The sequence below is a fragment of the Microcoleus sp. S13_C3 genome (genome assembly GCF_036700905.1).
Classification (GTDB): Bacteria; Cyanobacteriota; Cyanobacteriia; order Cyanobacteriales; family Microcoleaceae; genus Microcoleus.
This window is the reverse complement of the sequence record NZ_JAUBPT010000010.1, coordinates 67542-85626: the sequence shown is the minus strand read 5'-3', so window position 1 is coordinate 85626 and position 18085 is coordinate 67542. Positions and strand designations below refer to the sequence as shown.

The window sequence follows — 18085 nt, the reverse complement described above, 5'->3', positions numbered from 1 at the left end:
GCTTGCAAATAGGTTCTATAAACCCGCCCGACCCCACGAAAAATCCTCTTATTGATATTGCTGCAAGATGTCAGTTGTACCGGAGATAATATTACTGATTGCCTTTAAGCCCGATCGCCGTGACAATAGTCCACGCATCCACCAACAGCAGCAGCAGCGTACATCCCAGCAAAATAAGATACATCCAAGGCTGCGACAAAGGGCGGACATCTCTAGTATCAATACCTGTTTTTGCTTCCACCAAACCGACTAATTTACCAAATCCAGCCACTCGCATTGGCAACAAATAACCTTCACCCGAATGACTCAAAAAATAGTAAACTAAACCTCCTTGACCAGTCGATCGAGGTTTGAGAGCTTTTACCTCAGTCCAAGGTAACGACCAACCCTTGCGAAAAAAACGCGGAAACCAGTTGGGATATGTGACTTCAATCCCTTCCTCGCTCAAAATTACCCTTTCACTGAGCACGCCGTACAGGCCCACAGCGCCGACAACAATTCCTGCCCAGAGTGCGGCGGGAGGAACGGCTGCTTTCGTTACTTCCGACAAAAAGGGCAAGGGAATTGTCAGGGCTGTGTACAAACTCAACAGCGTGATTCTAATCAGGGGAGAAAGCCGGAATACCGCCGGCTCAAATACTGGGGCCGAAGACGGGGAAGAGGCAAGAGGTTGTGCTGACATGGCTGAAAGTCGAGAAGCTGTTTAATGATATTTTTGCACAGTTGTCGAGGCAGCCAAGCAAACTCAGGGAAATACGAAAAACCGGACAATATTTGCAGTCATATCATTTCCGGTTACACCGGAATGATGTTCACTGTTGACGGTTGACTGTTGACTGTTGACAGTGAACAGTGAACAGTGAACAGTGAACAGTGAACAGTGAACAGTGAACTCGGATTTACTATTCCGATGCTAACGGATTTGATATCAGGAGTTTTGATCTAAAATTCATTTCACAAACTTTGATTCTTAAGTGTTGAGTTTTTACCGCTTTGCAGAAGTTGGAATTTTGAGCGCAGAGTTATCAATTAACTGACAATGTATAACTCAAAACTCACAACTTCGATTAATCGACGGCGGTTAGTGCCGGTACAGTCAAAGGTTCTGAGATTTCTCGGGATTTGGGGCGGCCGGCCATGATTGTTCGATCGCCCTGAACAGCCTCTCGCGATCTGCTAGGATTGACGTTTGAATAGGGGCCTTCGTTAATCTGCAAGCGATCGCAAGGAATTTTATCCGACAAAATTGCACTGGCCATCATCCCGGTGTGAATTTCCAATGCTGCAGCGGGCATCGCTTCAAACACTAAGCGCTGTCCGGGAAAAACTACTCGTTCAAAGTACCAGTTAGGAATGTTGGCGATGCGAGCAATCTGAATCTGACTGGTGGCGTTGACGTAGCAGCACAGAATCTTGCTGTCGGTGTCTGAGGGTACGGGGTCAAGAATTTGAGCCATAACTGCTGAGGGAGCCTTGCCTAAAAGTTTTAGTTATCTTCTCAGGCTAACACTAGGCGATCCCGCCTACTGTAAAGCCGACTACCAACTCCCTAATACATGAGAGACCGATCGTACTTAAATTAAAATCTAACCGGATAAATATCTGCTTTTTGACTCCTAGCGGGGATTTTCATTAAAAATACGCTGTATTGACTTAAAAATTAGCTTTTTTCTGCTGCTCTCGCCGATCGACACCAACAAGCTCGGCTTTTAGCCAGTTTAAAAAAATTTAAGAATATTTAATGTCAAATTGCGAAAATTAGACATATTGTAAAGTTATATTAAAAGAATATTAACATAGCTGAAAAAGTTCCACTTTAGGATATGGCAATCATGGAAAACCGAGAAAACCGAGTCCTGTACGTTCGCCTCCCTTGCAATCCTATTTTCCCGATCGGAGTTGTCTATCTTTCGGATCACGTACACAAGCTGTTTCCCGATGTCGAACAACGCATTTTCGATTTAGGCGCGGTGCCCCCCCTGGATTTCGCTAAAGCTTTGGATGCCAGCATAGACGAGTTTAAGCCGACGCTGCTGGTTTTCTCTTGGCGGGACATTCAAATTTACGCGCCCGTGGGCGGCAGGGGCGGCAATCCGCTGCAAAATGCCTTCGAGTTTTACTACGCCAAAAATCCGCTGATCAAATTCCGGGGAGCACTCGGAGGACTGCGTTTAGCCGCGTCTTACTACACCGAACTCTGGCGCAATTTGGGACTGATTAAGCGCGGATTGAAGCGGGCCCGGAAATACCGCCCCGAAGCTCGTGCAGTGGTCGGAGGCGGTGCTGTGAGCGTCTTTTACGAGCAGTTGGGTCGCAGTTTGCCCACGGGAACTGTGGTTTCGGTGGGGGAAGGCGAAGCTTTGCTGGAGAAGTTGATTAAGGGCGAAGATTTGGCCGAGGAAAGATGTTATGTGGTGGGAGAAACTGTGCCGCGCGCGAAGCTAATTCACGAAAAGCCAGCCAACATCGAGAAAACTGCTTGCGACTATAACTACATCGAAACGATTTGGCCGGAATTTTCCTATTATCTACAGGATATGGACTTCTACGTCGGAGTGCAAACCAAGCGCGGCTGTCCTCACAATTGCTGTTACTGCATCTATACGGTGATTGAAGGAAAACAAGTGCGGATCAATCCGGCGGATGAGGTGGTGGCGGAGATTCGGCAATTGTACGATCGAGGTATCCGCAATTTCTGGTTTACCGACGCTCAATTTATCCCAGCACGCAAATTCATCGATGATGCAGTTGAATTATTGCAAAAAATCATCGCCGCCGGCATGGACGACATACACTGGGCCGCTTACATCCGTGCGGATAATCTCACACCAGAGTTGTGCGATTTGATGGTAAAAACGGGGATGAATTACTTTGAAATCGGCATCACCAGCGGTTCCCAGGAACTGGTTCGCAAAATGCGGATGGGCTACAACTTGCGAGTAGTTTTGGAAAATTGTCGCGATTTAAAAGCAGCCGGTTACAACGATGTGGTTTCCGTGAATTACTCGTTTAACGTCATTGACGAAACCTTTGAAACCATCCGGCAAACTATTGCTTATCACCGAGAATTAGAGCGAATTTTTGGAGCCGATAAAGTGGAACCCGCTATTTTCTTTATCGGGTTGCAGCCGCACACAATTTTGGAAGAATACGCCTTTAAAAAGGATATTCTGCAACCTGGTTACGATCCCATGAGTTTGATGCCTTGGACAGCGCGCAAGTTGCTGTGGAATCCCGAACCTTTGGGTTCGTTTTTCGGGCAAATTTGTTTAGAAGCTTGGCAGCGTAATTCCAATGATTTCGGTCGCGAAGTGATGGCTATTTTGGAGGAAAAACTCGGCTGTGCGGATTTGGAAGAGGCATTAACCGCGCCGGTGGAAATCAAAGACAAACAGTTGGCAGCAGTTAATTAATTACCAGGTTCGCAGTCAGGACGACCGTCCTTGAAAAAAGGGGAAATGGAAGAAAAAATGTGTTTTCTGTTTCCCTTTTTATTATTCAATAAATAGCTAAGCGTAAATAAACATTACCGTGTAATATCAAATCCGCCCTTCATCGTCCTGTATTCATCTCTCTGTTCTCTGACCGAAAGCATCCAGGATACCCGCCACGTGATTCATTCCTTCGCAGACTCAGGACGGAGAAATAAAAAACCTGTATGCGATAAACAAGCCCCCGAATTTATCCGTGGGGTCAATTCTTTAATCTAAAATCTAAAATCTAAAATCTAAAATCGATTGACTCTGCGTTCTCTGCGTTCTCTGCGGTTTAATCATTCCAATGCAACCGGAATTGATATAACAGAGTCAGTTCGCGACATGGGGGCGCTTATTCCCGGTTTCTACGAAAATCAAAGGTTTAGTAACGAGAAATATATGAAGAAACCCGGTTTATCAGATCGGCGTGAACAAGTCATAAAATCTTAAAAATGTCATAAATACAAGAGATTGCTTTCCTGCGATCGCATTGACATACTTATGTATTTTCACTGGTGTAGGGTGCACAGTTGGCACCTTACTTAAACCGACGGTGTACCCTTTTCCCTGCACCTCTCACCTCTGATATTAAATATTATTAATATCCAGCAAACATCGCTTAAGATGTAATTATATAGTTAAAACCAGGAGTAACAGGATGTTTTATAAAGATACAGTTAAGGGCATTAAAGAAGTAGTTCTAGTTATGGCAGGCATTAGTGCGATTCCCTTCGGGATAGCTTCGCTTCACGGCTTTTTGACAGCCTCAGCAGAAGCAACTGCACTAAATCAACCCGCACCCAACACTTTGGGCAATAATCAACCGCTGCAAATTGCTCAAGTTGAGGGATGTCCGAGGGATCAAATGGTGCAATTTTTCGCAACGCCAAACTTTTCTATATACATTTGCAGAACCCCGGAAGGCGATATTTTTTACCGCGGCCTCAGCAAAATAAATGGCACCCAAATCAATGTCATGCAAGTAACAGCAGGTGATGACGGAAGTTATGAAGCGACTAACGGCAATATTATCTACTCGATTAACCCCCAACGCCTACAAGTCCGGCAGAATGGTAAGGTAATTTTGACCGAAGCTGTCATTAAGTAGCACTCACTGTTATTGAACGATCGCTCTGATTAATTCAGGGTACATTTTATTAGCTGAACTCAAACAAATTGCAGATTCTTTCAAATTTAGGCATAATTATAAGAATAAAAGTCTGTATTATCAAAAAAGCTATCGGATTATGCCTTACAGTCAATTCACAATTACTAGAGCTAAAAAAGACTTTCAGTTAACTATCGTGGAGGGAACTCGGTTTTTTCCGGAGGTAGAATCAATTAATCCCAGTCCGAGATTGAGTAGCGAATTAGAAGATTTGCCTTGGACGATCGCAGTTGGTTCAGAAAAAGCCAGATCGGAAGCCATTGTCTACCCAGTTTTGCAAGAAGTCCGGCGCTTGATGAACCGCCAAATCAGTTTATTTTCGGGACGGGAATTCAATGTTGACCCCAGTTGCGAACTCACCGGATACGTCGATTTTTTAATTAGCCGATCGCCCGAACAGCTTACCGTAGAAGCACCCGCGATCGTAGTTGTGGAAGCAAAAAAAGCCGATCTGAACGAAGGTATCGGTCAATGTATTGCTGAAATGGTAGCGGCACAGCGCTTTAACGAAGCAGCAGAACACCCGATCGCCACTATTTACGGTTGTATCAGCAGCGGCACTCAATGGCGTTTTCTCAAGCTTTCAGGAACAACAGTGACGATCGACCTTACCGATTATCCGCTGCTTCCGGTGGAAACCATTTTAGGATTCTTGGTGTGGATGGTTCAACAAGATTAGCTAGATTTAACTGATCCAGTAAAAAATAGGATTTCCCACGAAACCCAAAGTTTTTAGAACTTGCTTGAAAACCTCGCTGTCAACTGTCAACTGTCAACTGTTTGTTCAAATATCTTTCAATCAGGACGATCGCCACAATATCGTCCACCGGTCTCGGCGGCGTCCGCATTGACTGGGGAATCAAGCGAGAAAGTCCCGCCGGAGGGTACATTTCCCAGTAGCGTTCCTTGGCTTCCAAACTGCTGAACCTCTCGTCAACCCGAACAATTTCGATCTCCGGCGACAAACTCTGCGTCAGTTTTTGTTTCCAACTTTTGGAAGTCGTTTGATCTCCGAGTACCAATAACTCAATCGAAAACTGTTTGCACAGTGATTGAATTTTAGATATTGCTTCGTCAGACAGCACAACTTGATGGTAGCAGACGTTCTTATCTCTACCCATCACGGCGATGCCGCACTTGTCTTTACCGGGATCGAAACCTAAAATCATATTTATTAGTTCTGAGTTAATAAGTTTGTAGTTGCGCTGTTGTGGCCGAGGAAATCCATCGCCAACCTATATCTAATCTGATACTTGCATTTCTGAATGTCTCAAAATCTTTGCGGGCGATCGTACTTATTTTACTTGACTTTTTTGCAGGATTGACATATTATATCATCATGGGAATCCCTGCGGCCATATAATGCCTAAAATCAGAAACCGGGTTTTTGCCACAATCTTTGCTACCCCGTTTTGATTTATCGAAAAAACCCGGTTTCTTTGACCCCCCGCGCACAAATCAGAAACCGGGTTTTTGTCACAATCTTTGCTTCCCCGTTATGATTTATCGAAAAAACCAGGTTTCTTTGACCCTTGTGCAGGCGGTGCGTCGCTGTGAGATTGTTGGTGGTGCTTCCAGATTTTTGGTGGCGACACACCCTACGATTGGGTATGGTGCGTCGCTGTGAGATTGTTGGTGGTGCTTCCAGATTTTTGGTGGCGACACACCCTACTAATTGGGTATGGTGCGTCGCTGTGAGATTGTTGGTGGTGCTTCCAGATTTTTGGTGGCGACACACCCTACGATTGGTGTATATATGGCGGCACGGATTCCCATTATTTAATGATATGTCAATCCTGCGAAAATGTCAAGCAAAATTGTGCTTCGATCGCCCAAAATTTTTGCTCAAATTCGATATATCGCTCCAGAGTTTATTTAAGTTTTAAGTCTCCTTGGCCTTGATTCTGTTGTCCGGTGCGAAAAACAACGACTCCGTTTTCAAGAGCAACTAAATCTATTTTAAGCGGGCCGGCGATGTAAGTGACATCTGCGGCGATCGCCTGAACGTCCAGCGGTTTATCGTACTGCTGCAACCGCTCGATAAAACCAGCTAAAGTTTCAACCTGATTGTCGGCCACTTGGACTCTACCGCCGACAACACCGATCAGGCGAGCGCGAAATTGACAAGCTTCTATCAATTGCAGCAACTGCTGCCGCACCTGTTCGTCGGTCAAAGTCACGGAATCGACAGCAACCCCTGCAATCACATCTCCAGCGCGGAACACAACTCGATTTATTTCTGCTTCTGCAAATACCTTAATTAGCTTTTCTTCCCGCAGGTAATTAGCGCCGGCAACAATTCGCACCACGTAGTCTTGACCGTCTTTAATCTGACTAATTAGTTGATCGATTTCTGCTTTAGTAATTTGAATAACCTGGTCCCTAACCTTGGTATTTTCCGGCTGCATCAGTCCGACGGTGGTTTTATTTGCTTCTTGCAAAAGCCGATCGATCGCGCCACTTGCCATACCGGGTTCGATAATGCGAACGACGCCAGCAGCTAAAATTTGACCGCGCCTGATGGCAACTGTACCCTCGCGGATTGCCTGAAAGTCGCGTTCCAAAATTTGCACTTGTTGCTGCAAGACAGTTTGTTGCTGTTCGAGTTGAGCTTGTTGCTGTGCCAAGGTTTCTAGGAGTGCTTCCCTCTCGGCAATTACTTTGTCGCGCTCGACAATTATTCGATCGCGCTCGGCCAGATTTTGCACCCGCTGGGCAATTTCCTTGTCTCGCTGGGCAATTAGTTCGTTGCGAGCGACAATTTCTCGATCGCGTTGGGCAATTTCTCGATCGCGCTGGGCAATTTGAGTTTTTACCTGCTCTCGCTGCTCGATTAACTGTTGCCGCTCTTCTTGCAGTTGAGCGATTTCCGAGCCTAAAGTCGTTTTTTGAGCAGAAACTGTTTTCAATTGGTTCTCGGTGCGATCGAGCTGAGCTTGTGTAGTCGATCGGATCGTTTCAACCAGTTTCAATTGTTCTTCGGTGCGGGATTTAGCTGCTTCCACACTGCTGAGCTGTTCTTCTGTCTTAGATTTAGCCGCTTCTACCTGACTTAACTGCTCTTCAGTTTTAGACTTGGCTGCTTGCACGCTGTTGAGCTGGGCCCGCAGCGAGTTTAATTTTGTTTGCGTCCGAGCTTGCTCGGCATTAGCTGCTTGGAGGGATTGATTAATTTGCTCCAAATTGGCTCTAGCTTGCGCTTGAGCGGCTCTGGCTTGAGCTAATTCAGTTTCAACTCGATTTTTTTCTTCAGTGGCTTGGTTGATTTCTCTGCGGGCGTTGTTGAGCCTTTTTTGAATCTCGTCTATTCTAAAAACTCCCGTTCGCAGCGGCTTGCTAGTAGCAAACAAAATGCCCAGAGTAATTGCTGACAGGATGCTGCCGGCCATCACTGTCACAACAACCGCAGTATCGCGGGGGCGAAGTTTGAACAAACTCAATCTTGCCTTGCCGACTTTCGTCCCAAGGCGATCGCTGACAGTGGCGATCACACCCCCCAACACTAAAATTACAAATACCAGGATGTATCCAGCAGTCATTCCGATTTTAGGTTTTGGATTTTGGATTTTGGATTGAATCTAAAATCCAAAATCCAAAATCCTATACTTTCTCGGCATCAAGTGAATTGCTGGCTTAGGGCCACCGGGTTGTGGACTGTGATCTTTTTCTTATGGATCGAGATCATGGTTTCTTGTCTGAGATCCCCGAGCAAACGAGTCACAGTTACCCGTGTCGAGCCGATCGCTTCGGCGATCGCCTGGTGGGACAGCTTCAAATCTATCGTAATCCCCTCTGTACCGGGCACGCCAAAATCCCGGCACAGAATCAGCAAAAAGCTGACGAGTCTCGAACCCATATCTCGGTGGGCCAGCGTTTCGATCATCATCTCGGTTTGCAAAATCCGAGACGACAGTCCCCGCAGCATCACCATCGACAGTTCGGGGTCTTCCTTGAGCGCTTTCTCGACTTGTTCGATCGGCAGCGAGATCAATTCCACCGGCGTAAAGGCTACCGCGTGGTAAAACCTGTCCGATCGGTGTCCCGTAATCAGAGACAGCACCCCAAATACGCTATTTTCGCGCAGGAGGGCGACTGTAATTTCTTCACCTGCTTCGTACACCCTGGAGAGCTTCACAGCACCTCTAATGAGAACGTAGACGCGCTCAGCCGGGTCTCCAGGGAAAAAAATTGTCTTGCCCCGTTCAAAGGTTTCCACAATGGGTGGAAACGCCCCGCCGCTGATTTGGCGGAACACGGCTGCTAGCGGTCTATCATGCGTCACGACTAGATCCTTTGTACTAATCAATACTTTATAACTTGCGGATTAACCTTATTGAGTAAATATACTTCCCAACCTCCAATATGCAAGGATTCGGTTACTTCCATCTAATATTAAGGTAAACACACGCTGTATGATTAAATCTAGCCCTTCTCTTAACTTTTTCAATTCCCCCCCATGTAGCTCCACAGCAAAATTAATATCAATTGTGTCTCAATTGTGTCTCAATTGTGTCTCAATCAGTTAAATCTGAATCAGTTGTGTCTAAACTGGCGGGGTTGTCGCATAGAGCGAATGAGAACGGTGCTAGTTGCTTCTAGAAGAAATACAGATGATAGATTTGACCGGAAAAAATGCTCTTGTTACGGGCATTGCCAACAATCGCTCGATCGCCTGGGGCATCGCTCAGCAGCTCCACAAAGCTGGGGCCAACCTCGGCATAACTTATTTGAAGGACGAGAAAGGCAAGCACGAGCGTAAAGTCGCTGAACTGGTGGAACCGCTCAATCCCAGTCTGTATTTGCCCTGCAATGTCCAAGACGAGAGCGAAATTGAGTCTACTTTTAAAACCATCGCCGACAAGTGGGGCAAGTTAGATGTCCTGATCCACTGTCTGGCTTTTGCTGGCAAGGACGAACTTTCGGGAGATTTCACCAACACTTCGCGCCAAGGTTTCTCCAATGCTTTGGATATTAGCGCTTACTCGCTGGTGCGGCTTTGTGCTGCTGCTAAACCGCTGATGGCCGAGGGTGGCAGTATTGTGACCCTGACTTATTTGGGCGGCGTCCGGGTAGTTCCTAACTATAATGTGATGGGAATTGCTAAGGCGGCTTTGGAAATGAATGTTCGCTATCTGGCTGCTGAACTCGGCCCGTTAAATATTCGGGTAAATGCGATTTCTTCTGGCCCGATTCGGACTCTGGCTTCGTCAGCAGTTGGCGGTATTCTGGACATGATCCACCACGTTGAGGAAGTTGCCCCGCTGCGGCGGACGGTGACTCAGCAGGAAGTGGGAAATGCTGCGGCTTTTCTGTGCAGCAATCTCGCTAGCGGGATTACGGGTCAAGTTTTGTATGTCGATGCCGGTTACGAAATCATGGGAATGTAACGGTAGTCGAGAGTTTTGAGTTATGTAGGGGCGGGTTTAGACAATAAACTTTTACTTTAACAAGTAAGTTTTATGCAAAAGCCGCCCCTTTCGATAGTTTTGAGTTTTGCATAATTCTCTTAACTAAACACTTGAAAATTAGCGCTTATCAAGCTGTAATCTTCAATTACTAATTATCAATAACTAATGAATGACCCATTGCGAATTATGGAGATAATCGATCGCCCTTCTCTTCCTCCTGCAAATTCAGTTCAACCAGCTAGGGCCGCCTTGGTGAAACGCACGACACTGGAAACGGATGTCACGGCCAGCCTCAATCTCGACGGTGTGGGAACTTGCAAGGCGTCTACGGGGATTCCGTTTTTAGACCATATGTTGCACCAGATTGCTTCTCACGGATTGATCGATTTGGACGTGCAGGCGATCGGGGATTTGGAGATTGACGACCACCACACGAACGAAGATGTGGGAATTACCTTGGGCCAAGCGCTAGCAAAAGCTGTGGGGGATCGATCGGGCATTTCTCGCTTCGGACATTTCATCGCACCTTTGGATGAAGCTTTAATTGAAGTAGTGCTAGACTTTTCGGGACGGCCTCACTTAAGTTACAGCTTGGAAATTCCCAACCAGCGGATCGGCACTTACGATACCGAATTAGTGAGAGAGTTTTTTTCGGCAGTGGTGAACCACACTCAGATGACACTGCACATTCGACAGTTGCAGGGCGGGAATTCTCATCACATTGTAGAAGCGGCGTTTAAGGCATTTGCGCGAGCTCTGCGGATGGCGGTAGAAATCGACCCGCGGCGCGCCAGTCGGATTCCGAGTTCTAAAGGAGTTTTGTAGTATGGGGTTTGTAGTAGCGTTTGGGCGCTACTACGAACCTGTAAATCAAAATATATCTGCTATATAGTTAAAGACACCTTGACTTCCCTCGCCGTACTTTCCGATAAATTCAGCGATGATTCGATCGCTACACCTTTCTATAGCTTCATCAATAGAACTTTGCGCTAAAACTTGACTAGCTGACTGACGCAACACTTCAAACAGATTCACAGTATAGCGAGTATCTTCACTGACAAAATCCCACAGTTCTCGACCTATTAAAGTTATCATTTCCGAATTTGGCAAAATTTGCTTCAGTAAACCAAGTGTTACAGTTTTATTAGTTCTTTTGCCGTAAGCTATACCAATATAAGCGCGATCGCCCTCCTGCATTTTTTCCTCAATTTTGGCAGCCCAATATACTATCTGGTCTTTATCCATATCATTCGGGCCACTTTTTACCTGTATCCAGCATTTCTCGCCATCACTGGTAGTTTTAATTGCGTCCCATCCAGACTCTTCCGGTGGAATTTCTGCACTTTCAGAGCAAGATATCAATAGTTTTTGAATAAACAATCCCATTGAAGTGACAATATACCTAGTAGCAGTCATATAAACATTGAGCCTGACAACTTCTTCGGGAGTGTCCAGATTTAACGCCCTAATTAAAAATGGGTTGGGATGAATTTTCCCTAAAGTCAGATTTTCAACCATAACTAGCTGTCGCCCAGTAAAATCTCGACAAATGCTGGCTAAAAAATTTTCAGCCATAGTAAGTTGCAGCGACAGTTGGCCTGAAGATATAAATGCTAAAATGCGTTCAATCTCATCGGGAGTAAATCTCAGGGCTCTTTTGCCCGATATGCTGCTGATGCCGTTTCTGAGTGTTTCTGCTTGTAAGTTAAAAAATTCTTCTAACTCCGCAAAATGACCGGCGAAAGAGCGAGACTTTCTGGCCGGCAGTCCTACTTCTTTTTCTAAAACAAATGCTAATAATTCATGAAGTTGCTCTGACACTTTTATTTCTCCTCAACTCTATTTTAAATATTAGTTAACTGAAAAGAGAAAGCTGAAGAAACTCATACTTTACTAAAATCCAAAAGCAAGAGCATCAAGCATATATTTACCCTTCTCCCGCCCGACTTCTTGATATATATCCAAAAGTTCTTCGTAAGCAGTCTCTCCCCCTATAATATTCCAAAACTCATGTCCCATAATGACAGCTTGTTCAAAAGGCGTGTACTTCCTTGCCACTGACCATTTATAATCTGAACGATTTGGCCCGTAAGGATTGTAAGCCATAGCATAATAAGATTGAGCCTCGGGCCGAGACAGTCCGCACAGTAAATGATATCTCAGCAGTCGTTGAATTACCTCCAAACATTGTCCTTTGTTGGGTTTTGACCCTTTAATTTCAAAGAAAAATTTCCTCCCGTCACGGGATAGCACGTACAAATCTGCTTTGACGGATCGCCTAACTAAATGGTTAGTTGTTTGAGCCTCAAGAACAGCTTCTATCATTTCTTCAAAAGCAGGTTTATTTGCATTTTTGTCTGCTGACTGCTCAAATAGTGCTATCTGACGCTCAATTTCATTAATAGCCTCTATGCTAACTTCGCCAGAAATTTCATAGCTTCTGCTTGCTTCTTGGTGATGTTCCAAAGCAATGAGTTTTGCACATTCTTCATATGTTGTCCCCAAGCTGCTGCTGAAACCTCTTTCAAACTCGTTAATCCGTAGCAATTCTGAGGGCATAATAGCAGCCTGAAACGGTTTCAGTTGACCTTTAGAGGATTTGCATGATAAATATGCTGCTGGAATATCAAGTTTCGGTATTAGCCGTCCTCTGTATTCATTGACAAGATTTTCGATGAAAACTTCTAAGTATGCTTTGATTATGACGCGGGTAGTTGAGCTAATAGCTGACATTATTTTACTGCAAACATTCTGTTGACTAGACTTGTGACAAAACTGTGAGACAAAATCAAGCTTACTCCCTTATTTCTTAGTCCGCGTAGGCGGACTTCGTTTGTGTAGTTGCGGTTTCAACCGCCGAATGATCTAACCAAACTTCGTCAAGAATCGGAAAGCATCGAGTACGTGACTCGCGCAAACGTAAGGCGAAGTATTGTAAAAAGCTTGCCAAGCCGCCGCTTTATCTTCGTCGTATTTATCGGCTCTTTCCGGGTGTTTTCCTTGCCAATTTAGCCGCACCGCGTGACCGACTAATACATCTAAAACGATGTATTCTTCTACTTGCAAATCTGGGTTACGCTGGGCGATCGCCGCCAACTCCATCAGCGCCTCAATATTGACTTGTCGATATTCCGGTGCGACAATTTTATTCAACAAATGCTCAATTTGTAGCGCAAAATTCTTTTCACCTGGCGTCATTTCCGATAAAATGATATGGCTATCTAACCGATTGCGCCGCTCTAATTTGTCGCCAATTATCAAGCCTTTGCAGTGCCGCAGCAGTCCCCAAACACTCGGATAAAAATCCTTCGGTACGCGATTGACAGTACCTTCCATTTGCCGTTTCCGGCGCCATCCTCCCCCAGGCATGGTTGGTTCTTCAGAAACTGGCACTACTACCCATTCAATATCTTTTTCCGGCTGTTTGACACGCAGGGATTCTTGCTGTTTGAGAATTTGATTCATTTCCTCGTATTCTGTCAACACTTGGCGCAGGCGATTTTTGATTTCAAAGGGACTTAGTTGCATTAAATGTTCGTAAGCTTCATTTTGGGTAACTCCCAATTCGCGAGCAAACTCGCTAGTCAGCAGCAAAATAAAGTAGCTAACTCTCAGTGTCAGCAAACCTTTAAATAACTGCGGTTCGGCTTTAATTAGCAGGCCGAGGTAGATGAGAATTTCTTGAGTTAAAACTCGATCGCGAATGTCTTCTCCGCAGAATTGGCGAATTTTGTCCATCACTTCCGTGTAAGATCCGGGTCGCGAAATTATCGAATCTTCGCTGTAGGCTTTCCCCACAGCAATCTGTTTTTGCCGCACCAAAATGTCTGTCACCGCATCGGACAAGCTGATATCAACCTTGTCCAGCAAACCTGCGGCATGGCGGATGACTGCCCATTGGATTTTTGATTGCGAACTTTCTCCAGCTTTTGTATAAACTTCGTTGACCAAATCCACAACTTTAACTGTTTGTTCCGCCCCTCCAAATCCTGTATCAAAATTTAATCCCTTAAGGCGAACTAACGTGTGCAGCAACTCAATGTGTTCGTACAAGTTTTCTGAATCGCGCAGGCTAGTTAGCAAGAATTGAGTATTAGTTTCGCACTCTAATTTAAATTCTTGCGTGTGACCCAAAGGCCAAGTTTTTTCAGGATTGTAAGTTAGATAGCTGCGCGTTTCTACTGCACCTGTCACCGGAGATTCGGTAAATTCAAAATCGTGCATGAAATCAATTCTTTCGGTGCCAGCGGTCAGCATTAACTGCTTAAGATTTCCGAGTTTAACTGGCGTTTTGTTACAGTGTCCATCCCGGAATTCCTTCATTAATTCTAACAACGCTTCCCGGCCGGTTTCCAGCATCGTGTGAGTCAGCATCAGCGTTACCGTAGGGCGTCCCAACTGATACCAGTGGCTGTGAATGTGAGCTATTTCGCTCTTGATTTGAGCTACTAAAAAATGGTAATCTAAAGTTAAGTAAAACTCTTGTCTGTTCAAAAATGAGGGAAGAAATACGATCGCCTCTTCGCGAATTTTAAACACCCGAGAAGTTGTTAAACTCCGCAGACGGCGCACGGGGCGACCGGTTAAGCCTAATTGGTCGTTTCGTCCAATTTGCGTGTAAATAGCTGATAATTCTTTAGTCTGGCGGACTTGAATTGGTTCTACCTGTTTTGGAGTTTGTGCGGCAATGCCGTTAGCGGCTAATTCTGCTTGCAAGTCTTCGTCTTCAGCTAACAGTGCAATTTGCACTAAAGGTTCTCTGTGCTGGCCCACTGACAGGTGCCTTCCCAGTGGGTCGATATCGCCAACTGCGATTAATCCTTCATTTAGCAATTGACCGAGAAAATACAAACTTTGCGCCCAAACGAGGGGAATATTTTCATTGGGTAAGCGCTGCTGGCTGCTGGGATTTAGCTTTTCTGCTTCAATATTTTCGGCGGGGACGTAGTACAATTCGGGTAGTAGCGGCAAACCAGAGCGATCGACTGCTAAAGATTCCAAACGCTGCTGGTACTCTTGCACTTGGGCTTGATTTCCCTGAAATATGCCGTCCAACAATAAATAAGTGAAAAATAGCGGCCACTCGCATTCAATGTGCTCGAACTGCCTTAATTCTGTGGGTTCGTAGTGCAGGCGATCGGCATCTTCCAACACTGTTTGGTGTCCGTCCCGCAGAAACCGCTTGCAGCCGTAATTTCCTTGCAATTTGTCAATAATCTTATTGCGAGTCCGTTCTATTAATTCTCGGTCTTCCACAGCAAAAGCCGGAAAACTAATCACGCTCAATAAAGCGGCATCTACTTCTTTTGAACTAGATTCGCGAGGCAAAAGCGATTCCAAAGTTATGCGACTTCTGGCAATTTCGTCTGGCAAAACGTGAATAACTGACGCTTGAGAACCTTTAATCCCGAACAAATCCAACCCATTTATTGCTTCCAGCGCTGCTTTTGCCATGCCAACTGAACTGGCGTTCAATTCTGCATTGCCGCGATTAATTTTATGGCCTCTTTCCCAAATTCCGTAATCCGGCGTGCGGTAGGCTCTACCGATGTAGTAAACTAAATTTTGCACGAAATTGACTTCATCAATTGTAAAAATTACGTGCAGCCCGGAAGCCGTCATTTGAGCAAGAATTAATAAGAATATAGATGTAGCGTCTAACTGTAAATGTCCCCACTGGTCATCACCGACAACAATACTTCCAGTTTGAGTATTGTATTTAGCGTGCAGGGCATCTAGCGGCGACTGAGTATTTTTAAAATGTTCTACTTTGCTCGATTGCTGCATCATCGCAAACAGCAAGCCGCGCATTAGTTTGACTGTGCTGTGTTCGAGTTCAAATGTTCTGCCCTGATCGCCATCAATTTTGCGGTAAGCTAAACCCAAACCCCAAACCGCGAGAATGCTGTACACGTTGTCGCGCACCCAGGCATCGGTGTAGTCGCCGTGGGCGTTAACGGCGGTACTCGCGGGCAGCAAACCAGTAATTGGGTTCTGGCGCTTGAGGATGATGGTTTTGATTTGCTCGTAGTAATAATCTAACCTGGTTTGCCGCTGGTTTTTTGCGATCGCCATTTCGTTTTCCTTGTTTTTCCTGATGCGAGTAGATTTGGGGTGAATAGACTTTTAAATATATCAGATATTAGATCGTTTCTCAAGTTATCCACACACAAGAAGGTAATTGCCATGTCTACGCAAAACCAGAATAACAACAGCGTTCCGTTCGTGAAAGTTGTCTACTCTACAGTGAAAATTAATGGTAAAATTGAGCTAGTACCGATGGAATGGTACGCTGACGGGTCGGTCAAAAAAATCGAACGCTAATGCTCGATCGCACTTGGCTGGCAAACTCTAATGAAATTGTGCGACTCGTCGCTTACAAAAAAACCGGTTTCTGGGCCACCGAACGATGACTTAACAGACTCTGGGTGGCACAAACCGGGTTTTTTGCGACCAAAACTGGTCTAGCGTCGATCGCCAATCTAAGCTAATTTAAATAACTAGGTGTGTAGGAATCTCAAATAAAAAAATATGGATCGATCGCAGCCGCAATTTTCAGTGCTGGGACTACCAGTTCACATATTAGATGATTATGCAGGTTGGCTGATGGAGCGTCTGCATCAAGGGTTGGGCAGTCACGTCGTGACGCTGAATGCTGAAATGGCGATGCAAGCCGAGCAAAATCAGGCTTTAGCGGATGTAATCCGCAAAGCGGAACTGGTGATTCCCGACGGTTCGGGAGTGGTGTTGTACTTGCGGCTGCGTGGCAAACCGGCACAGCGCTATCCGGGGATTGAATTAGCAGAATCGCTGCTGCAACAAGCCGGAAAATTGCCTGATTCGGAACCACTATTTTTCTTTGGAGGTTCCCCAGGAGTGGCTGCAGCAGCGGCCAAAACTTGGCAACAAAAAGTTAACGGATTGTCGATTGCTTCTCAACACGGTTATCTTTCCGCAGATGAAGAGAAAGACTTCCGTGAAAGCCTCAAAAAAATGCAGCCTAAACTAATTTTTGTAGGCTTGGGAGTGCCACGCCAAGAATTTTGGATTGCCGAACACCGACACCTTTGCCCTGATTCGATTTGGGTGGGAGTTGGCGGCAGTTTCGATATTTGGGCAGGAACAAAAACCCGCGCCCCGGCTTGGTTTTGCGACAATCATTTAGAATGGCTGTATCGGCTTTATCAAGAACCTTGGCGGTGGCGCAGGATGTTGGCTTTGCCACAATTTGCCTTGAAAGCTTTGGGGGATTTGCGAGGGTAAGTTAGGTGTAAGCACGACACTGATTTCTACACGGATCGCGACACGGATTTTTACACGGATACACGAATGAATAGAATCATCTTACTATTTGCCACTGATTAGCGCAATCTGGCTTTAAAACGGAGTCTCTTCTTGACTTCGTTTTTGAGCTTTCAGCCAGTCAGGGACAAATATCCACTGATGGTTGTCGCGAAACTCAGTAGCTTGAGGTGAGGGAAATACACGTCGCGATAGTAGTCTTCTGTCACCAAAATTCATTAATAAACCAATTGGTAAAGCCGTGTGATTCAAGTAAGTAATGACTTGTCCCAAATACTTTTTATGAAGTGTAGCGAAGGCTTTGATTTCCAGAATAACTTTGTTTTCAATAATAAAATCTGGAATGTACAAACCAAGTAATTGCTCGTTGTAGTAAACGGGAAGGTTTTTTTGTGGCTCAAAACCGATTCCCTCTTTTGTCAGTTGTTGTTCGAGTTTTTCCTGATAAATTGCTTCTTTGTAACCTGGCCCAAGCTGTCTGTGAACGGCCATACCTGCACCTATGATCCGATAAGTTAGGTCTTCATGTGGAGCCTGAATCTTTTCGCTCATTTTTTTCTGTCCAATTGTTGAGATGCTTTTTTCCTTATTTTGGCATAGCACCCAAAAAATTCACCCAGACAGAAAAAATTTTTTTCTGGAAAGCACTGCACTACACGGATTTTGACACGGATACACGGATGGTTTGACTCGTCTGAGGTTTAGCTAATTGGCTAATTTGGCTATCCTCC

General features: G+C 45.3%; 18 protein-coding genes. 9 read left to right on the top strand and 9 right to left on the bottom strand.

What is annotated here, in order from left to right:
* Positions 1-91: 91 nt before the first annotated feature.
* Both QUA16_RS05025 and QUA16_RS05020 read right to left on the bottom strand, forming a co-directional pair.
* The gene (locus QUA16_RS05025) at positions 92-682 is read right to left on the bottom strand and encodes a hypothetical protein (RefSeq protein WP_333101966.1); all 591 of its coding nucleotides are present in this window, start codon (positions 680-682) and stop codon (positions 92-94) included.
* A gap of 385 nt (positions 683-1067) precedes the next feature.
* Positions 1068-1457, bottom strand: a complete 390-nt coding sequence (locus QUA16_RS05020) for a DUF1830 domain-containing protein (RefSeq protein ID WP_333101967.1) — start codon at positions 1455-1457, stop codon at positions 1068-1070.
* Positions 1458-1832: 375 nt separating this feature from the next.
* Between QUA16_RS05020 and QUA16_RS05015 the strand changes: the two genes are divergently transcribed.
* From QUA16_RS05015 to QUA16_RS05000, 4 genes are all read left to right on the top strand, one after another.
* Complete coding sequence (locus QUA16_RS05015) at positions 1833-3413, top strand: photosystem II high light acclimation radical SAM protein (RefSeq protein WP_333101968.1); 1581 nt, start codon at positions 1833-1835, stop codon at positions 3411-3413.
* 324 nt (positions 3414-3737) lie between these two features.
* Positions 3738-3926: a hypothetical protein gene (locus tag QUA16_RS05010; protein ID WP_333181036.1), complete on the top strand. Its 189-nt coding sequence runs from the start codon at positions 3738-3740 to the stop codon at positions 3924-3926.
* 208 nt (positions 3927-4134) lie between these two features.
* Positions 4135-4584: a hypothetical protein gene (locus QUA16_RS05005; RefSeq protein WP_333101969.1), complete on the top strand. Its 450-nt coding sequence runs from the start codon at positions 4135-4137 to the stop codon at positions 4582-4584.
* Between the two features lie 139 nt (positions 4585-4723).
* Positions 4724-5323, top strand: coding sequence for a hypothetical protein (locus QUA16_RS05000; protein WP_333101970.1), 600 nt, complete (start codon positions 4724-4726; stop codon positions 5321-5323).
* Between the two features lie 79 nt (positions 5324-5402).
* Here the strand turns inward: QUA16_RS05000 and QUA16_RS04995 are convergent, their stop codons facing one another.
* On the bottom strand, positions 5403-5813 hold the full coding sequence (locus tag QUA16_RS04995; protein ID WP_333101971.1) for a pre-16S rRNA-processing nuclease YqgF: 411 nt from the start codon (positions 5811-5813) through the stop codon (positions 5403-5405).
* A 384-nt stretch (positions 5814-6197) separates the two neighbouring features.
* Here QUA16_RS04995 and QUA16_RS04990 point away from each other — a divergent pair, with 384 nt between their 5' ends.
* A complete protein-coding gene (locus tag QUA16_RS04990; protein WP_333181035.1) occupies positions 6198-6530 on the top strand; it encodes a hypothetical protein in 333 nt (110 codons plus the stop codon).
* On the opposite strand, the gene QUA16_RS04985 is transcribed toward QUA16_RS04990, so the two are convergent.
* A complete protein-coding gene (locus QUA16_RS04985; protein WP_333101973.1) occupies positions 6516-8183 on the bottom strand; it encodes a DUF3084 domain-containing protein in 1668 nt (555 codons plus the stop codon). The genes QUA16_RS04990 and QUA16_RS04985 overlap by 15 nt on opposite strands.
* Positions 8184-8260: 77 nt before the next feature.
* Positions 8261-8926: a global nitrogen regulator NtcA gene (gene ntcA, locus QUA16_RS04980; protein WP_006634020.1), complete on the bottom strand. Its 666-nt coding sequence runs from the start codon at positions 8924-8926 to the stop codon at positions 8261-8263.
* A gap of 328 nt (positions 8927-9254) precedes the next feature.
* Between ntcA and fabI the strand changes: the two genes are divergently transcribed.
* Together fabI and hisB are read left to right on the top strand one after the other, a co-directional pair.
* The gene (fabI, locus tag QUA16_RS04975; protein ID WP_333101974.1) at positions 9255-10031 is read left to right on the top strand and encodes an enoyl-ACP reductase FabI; all 777 of its coding nucleotides are present in this window, start codon (positions 9255-9257) and stop codon (positions 10029-10031) included.
* A 207-nt stretch (positions 10032-10238) separates the two neighbouring features.
* Entirely contained in the window at positions 10239-10877 is a 639-nt protein-coding gene (hisB, locus tag QUA16_RS04970; RefSeq protein WP_333102034.1) for an imidazoleglycerol-phosphate dehydratase HisB, read from the top strand.
* Positions 10878-10922: 45 nt separating this feature from the next.
* Here the strand turns inward: hisB and QUA16_RS04965 are convergent, their stop codons facing one another.
* The 3 genes from QUA16_RS04965 to QUA16_RS04955 all read right to left on the bottom strand — a co-directional run bounded on the left by QUA16_RS04965 (position 10923) and on the right by QUA16_RS04955 (position 16127).
* Positions 10923-11873 carry a PmeII family type II restriction endonuclease gene (locus tag QUA16_RS04965; protein ID WP_333101975.1) on the bottom strand — a complete coding sequence of 317 codons (951 nt, stop codon included), beginning with the start codon at positions 11871-11873 and terminating at the stop codon, positions 10923-10925.
* 72 nt (positions 11874-11945) lie between these two features.
* Positions 11946-12785 (bottom strand): TdeIII family type II restriction endonuclease, encoded by an 840-nt coding sequence (locus tag QUA16_RS04960; protein WP_333101976.1) that lies wholly within the window; start codon positions 12783-12785, stop codon positions 11946-11948.
* Between the two features lie 132 nt (positions 12786-12917).
* Positions 12918-16127 carry a glycoside hydrolase family 15 protein gene (locus QUA16_RS04955; RefSeq protein ID WP_333101977.1) on the bottom strand — a complete coding sequence of 1070 codons (3210 nt, stop codon included), beginning with the start codon at positions 16125-16127 and terminating at the stop codon, positions 12918-12920.
* Between the two features lie 111 nt (positions 16128-16238).
* On the opposite strand from QUA16_RS04955, the gene QUA16_RS04950 reads away from it, so the two are divergent.
* A complete protein-coding gene (locus tag QUA16_RS04950; protein ID WP_333101978.1) occupies positions 16239-16376 on the top strand; it encodes a hypothetical protein in 138 nt (45 codons plus the stop codon).
* Between the two features lie 207 nt (positions 16377-16583).
* Positions 16584-17315 carry a WecB/TagA/CpsF family glycosyltransferase gene (locus tag QUA16_RS04945; protein WP_333101979.1) on the top strand — a complete coding sequence of 244 codons (732 nt, stop codon included), beginning with the start codon at positions 16584-16586 and terminating at the stop codon, positions 17313-17315.
* Between the two features lie 114 nt (positions 17316-17429).
* Here QUA16_RS04945 and QUA16_RS04940 read toward each other — a convergent pair whose 3' ends face one another.
* Positions 17430-17906: a GxxExxY protein gene (locus QUA16_RS04940; RefSeq protein ID WP_333101980.1), complete on the bottom strand. Its 477-nt coding sequence runs from the start codon at positions 17904-17906 to the stop codon at positions 17430-17432.
* Positions 17907-18085: the final 179 nt, after the last annotated feature.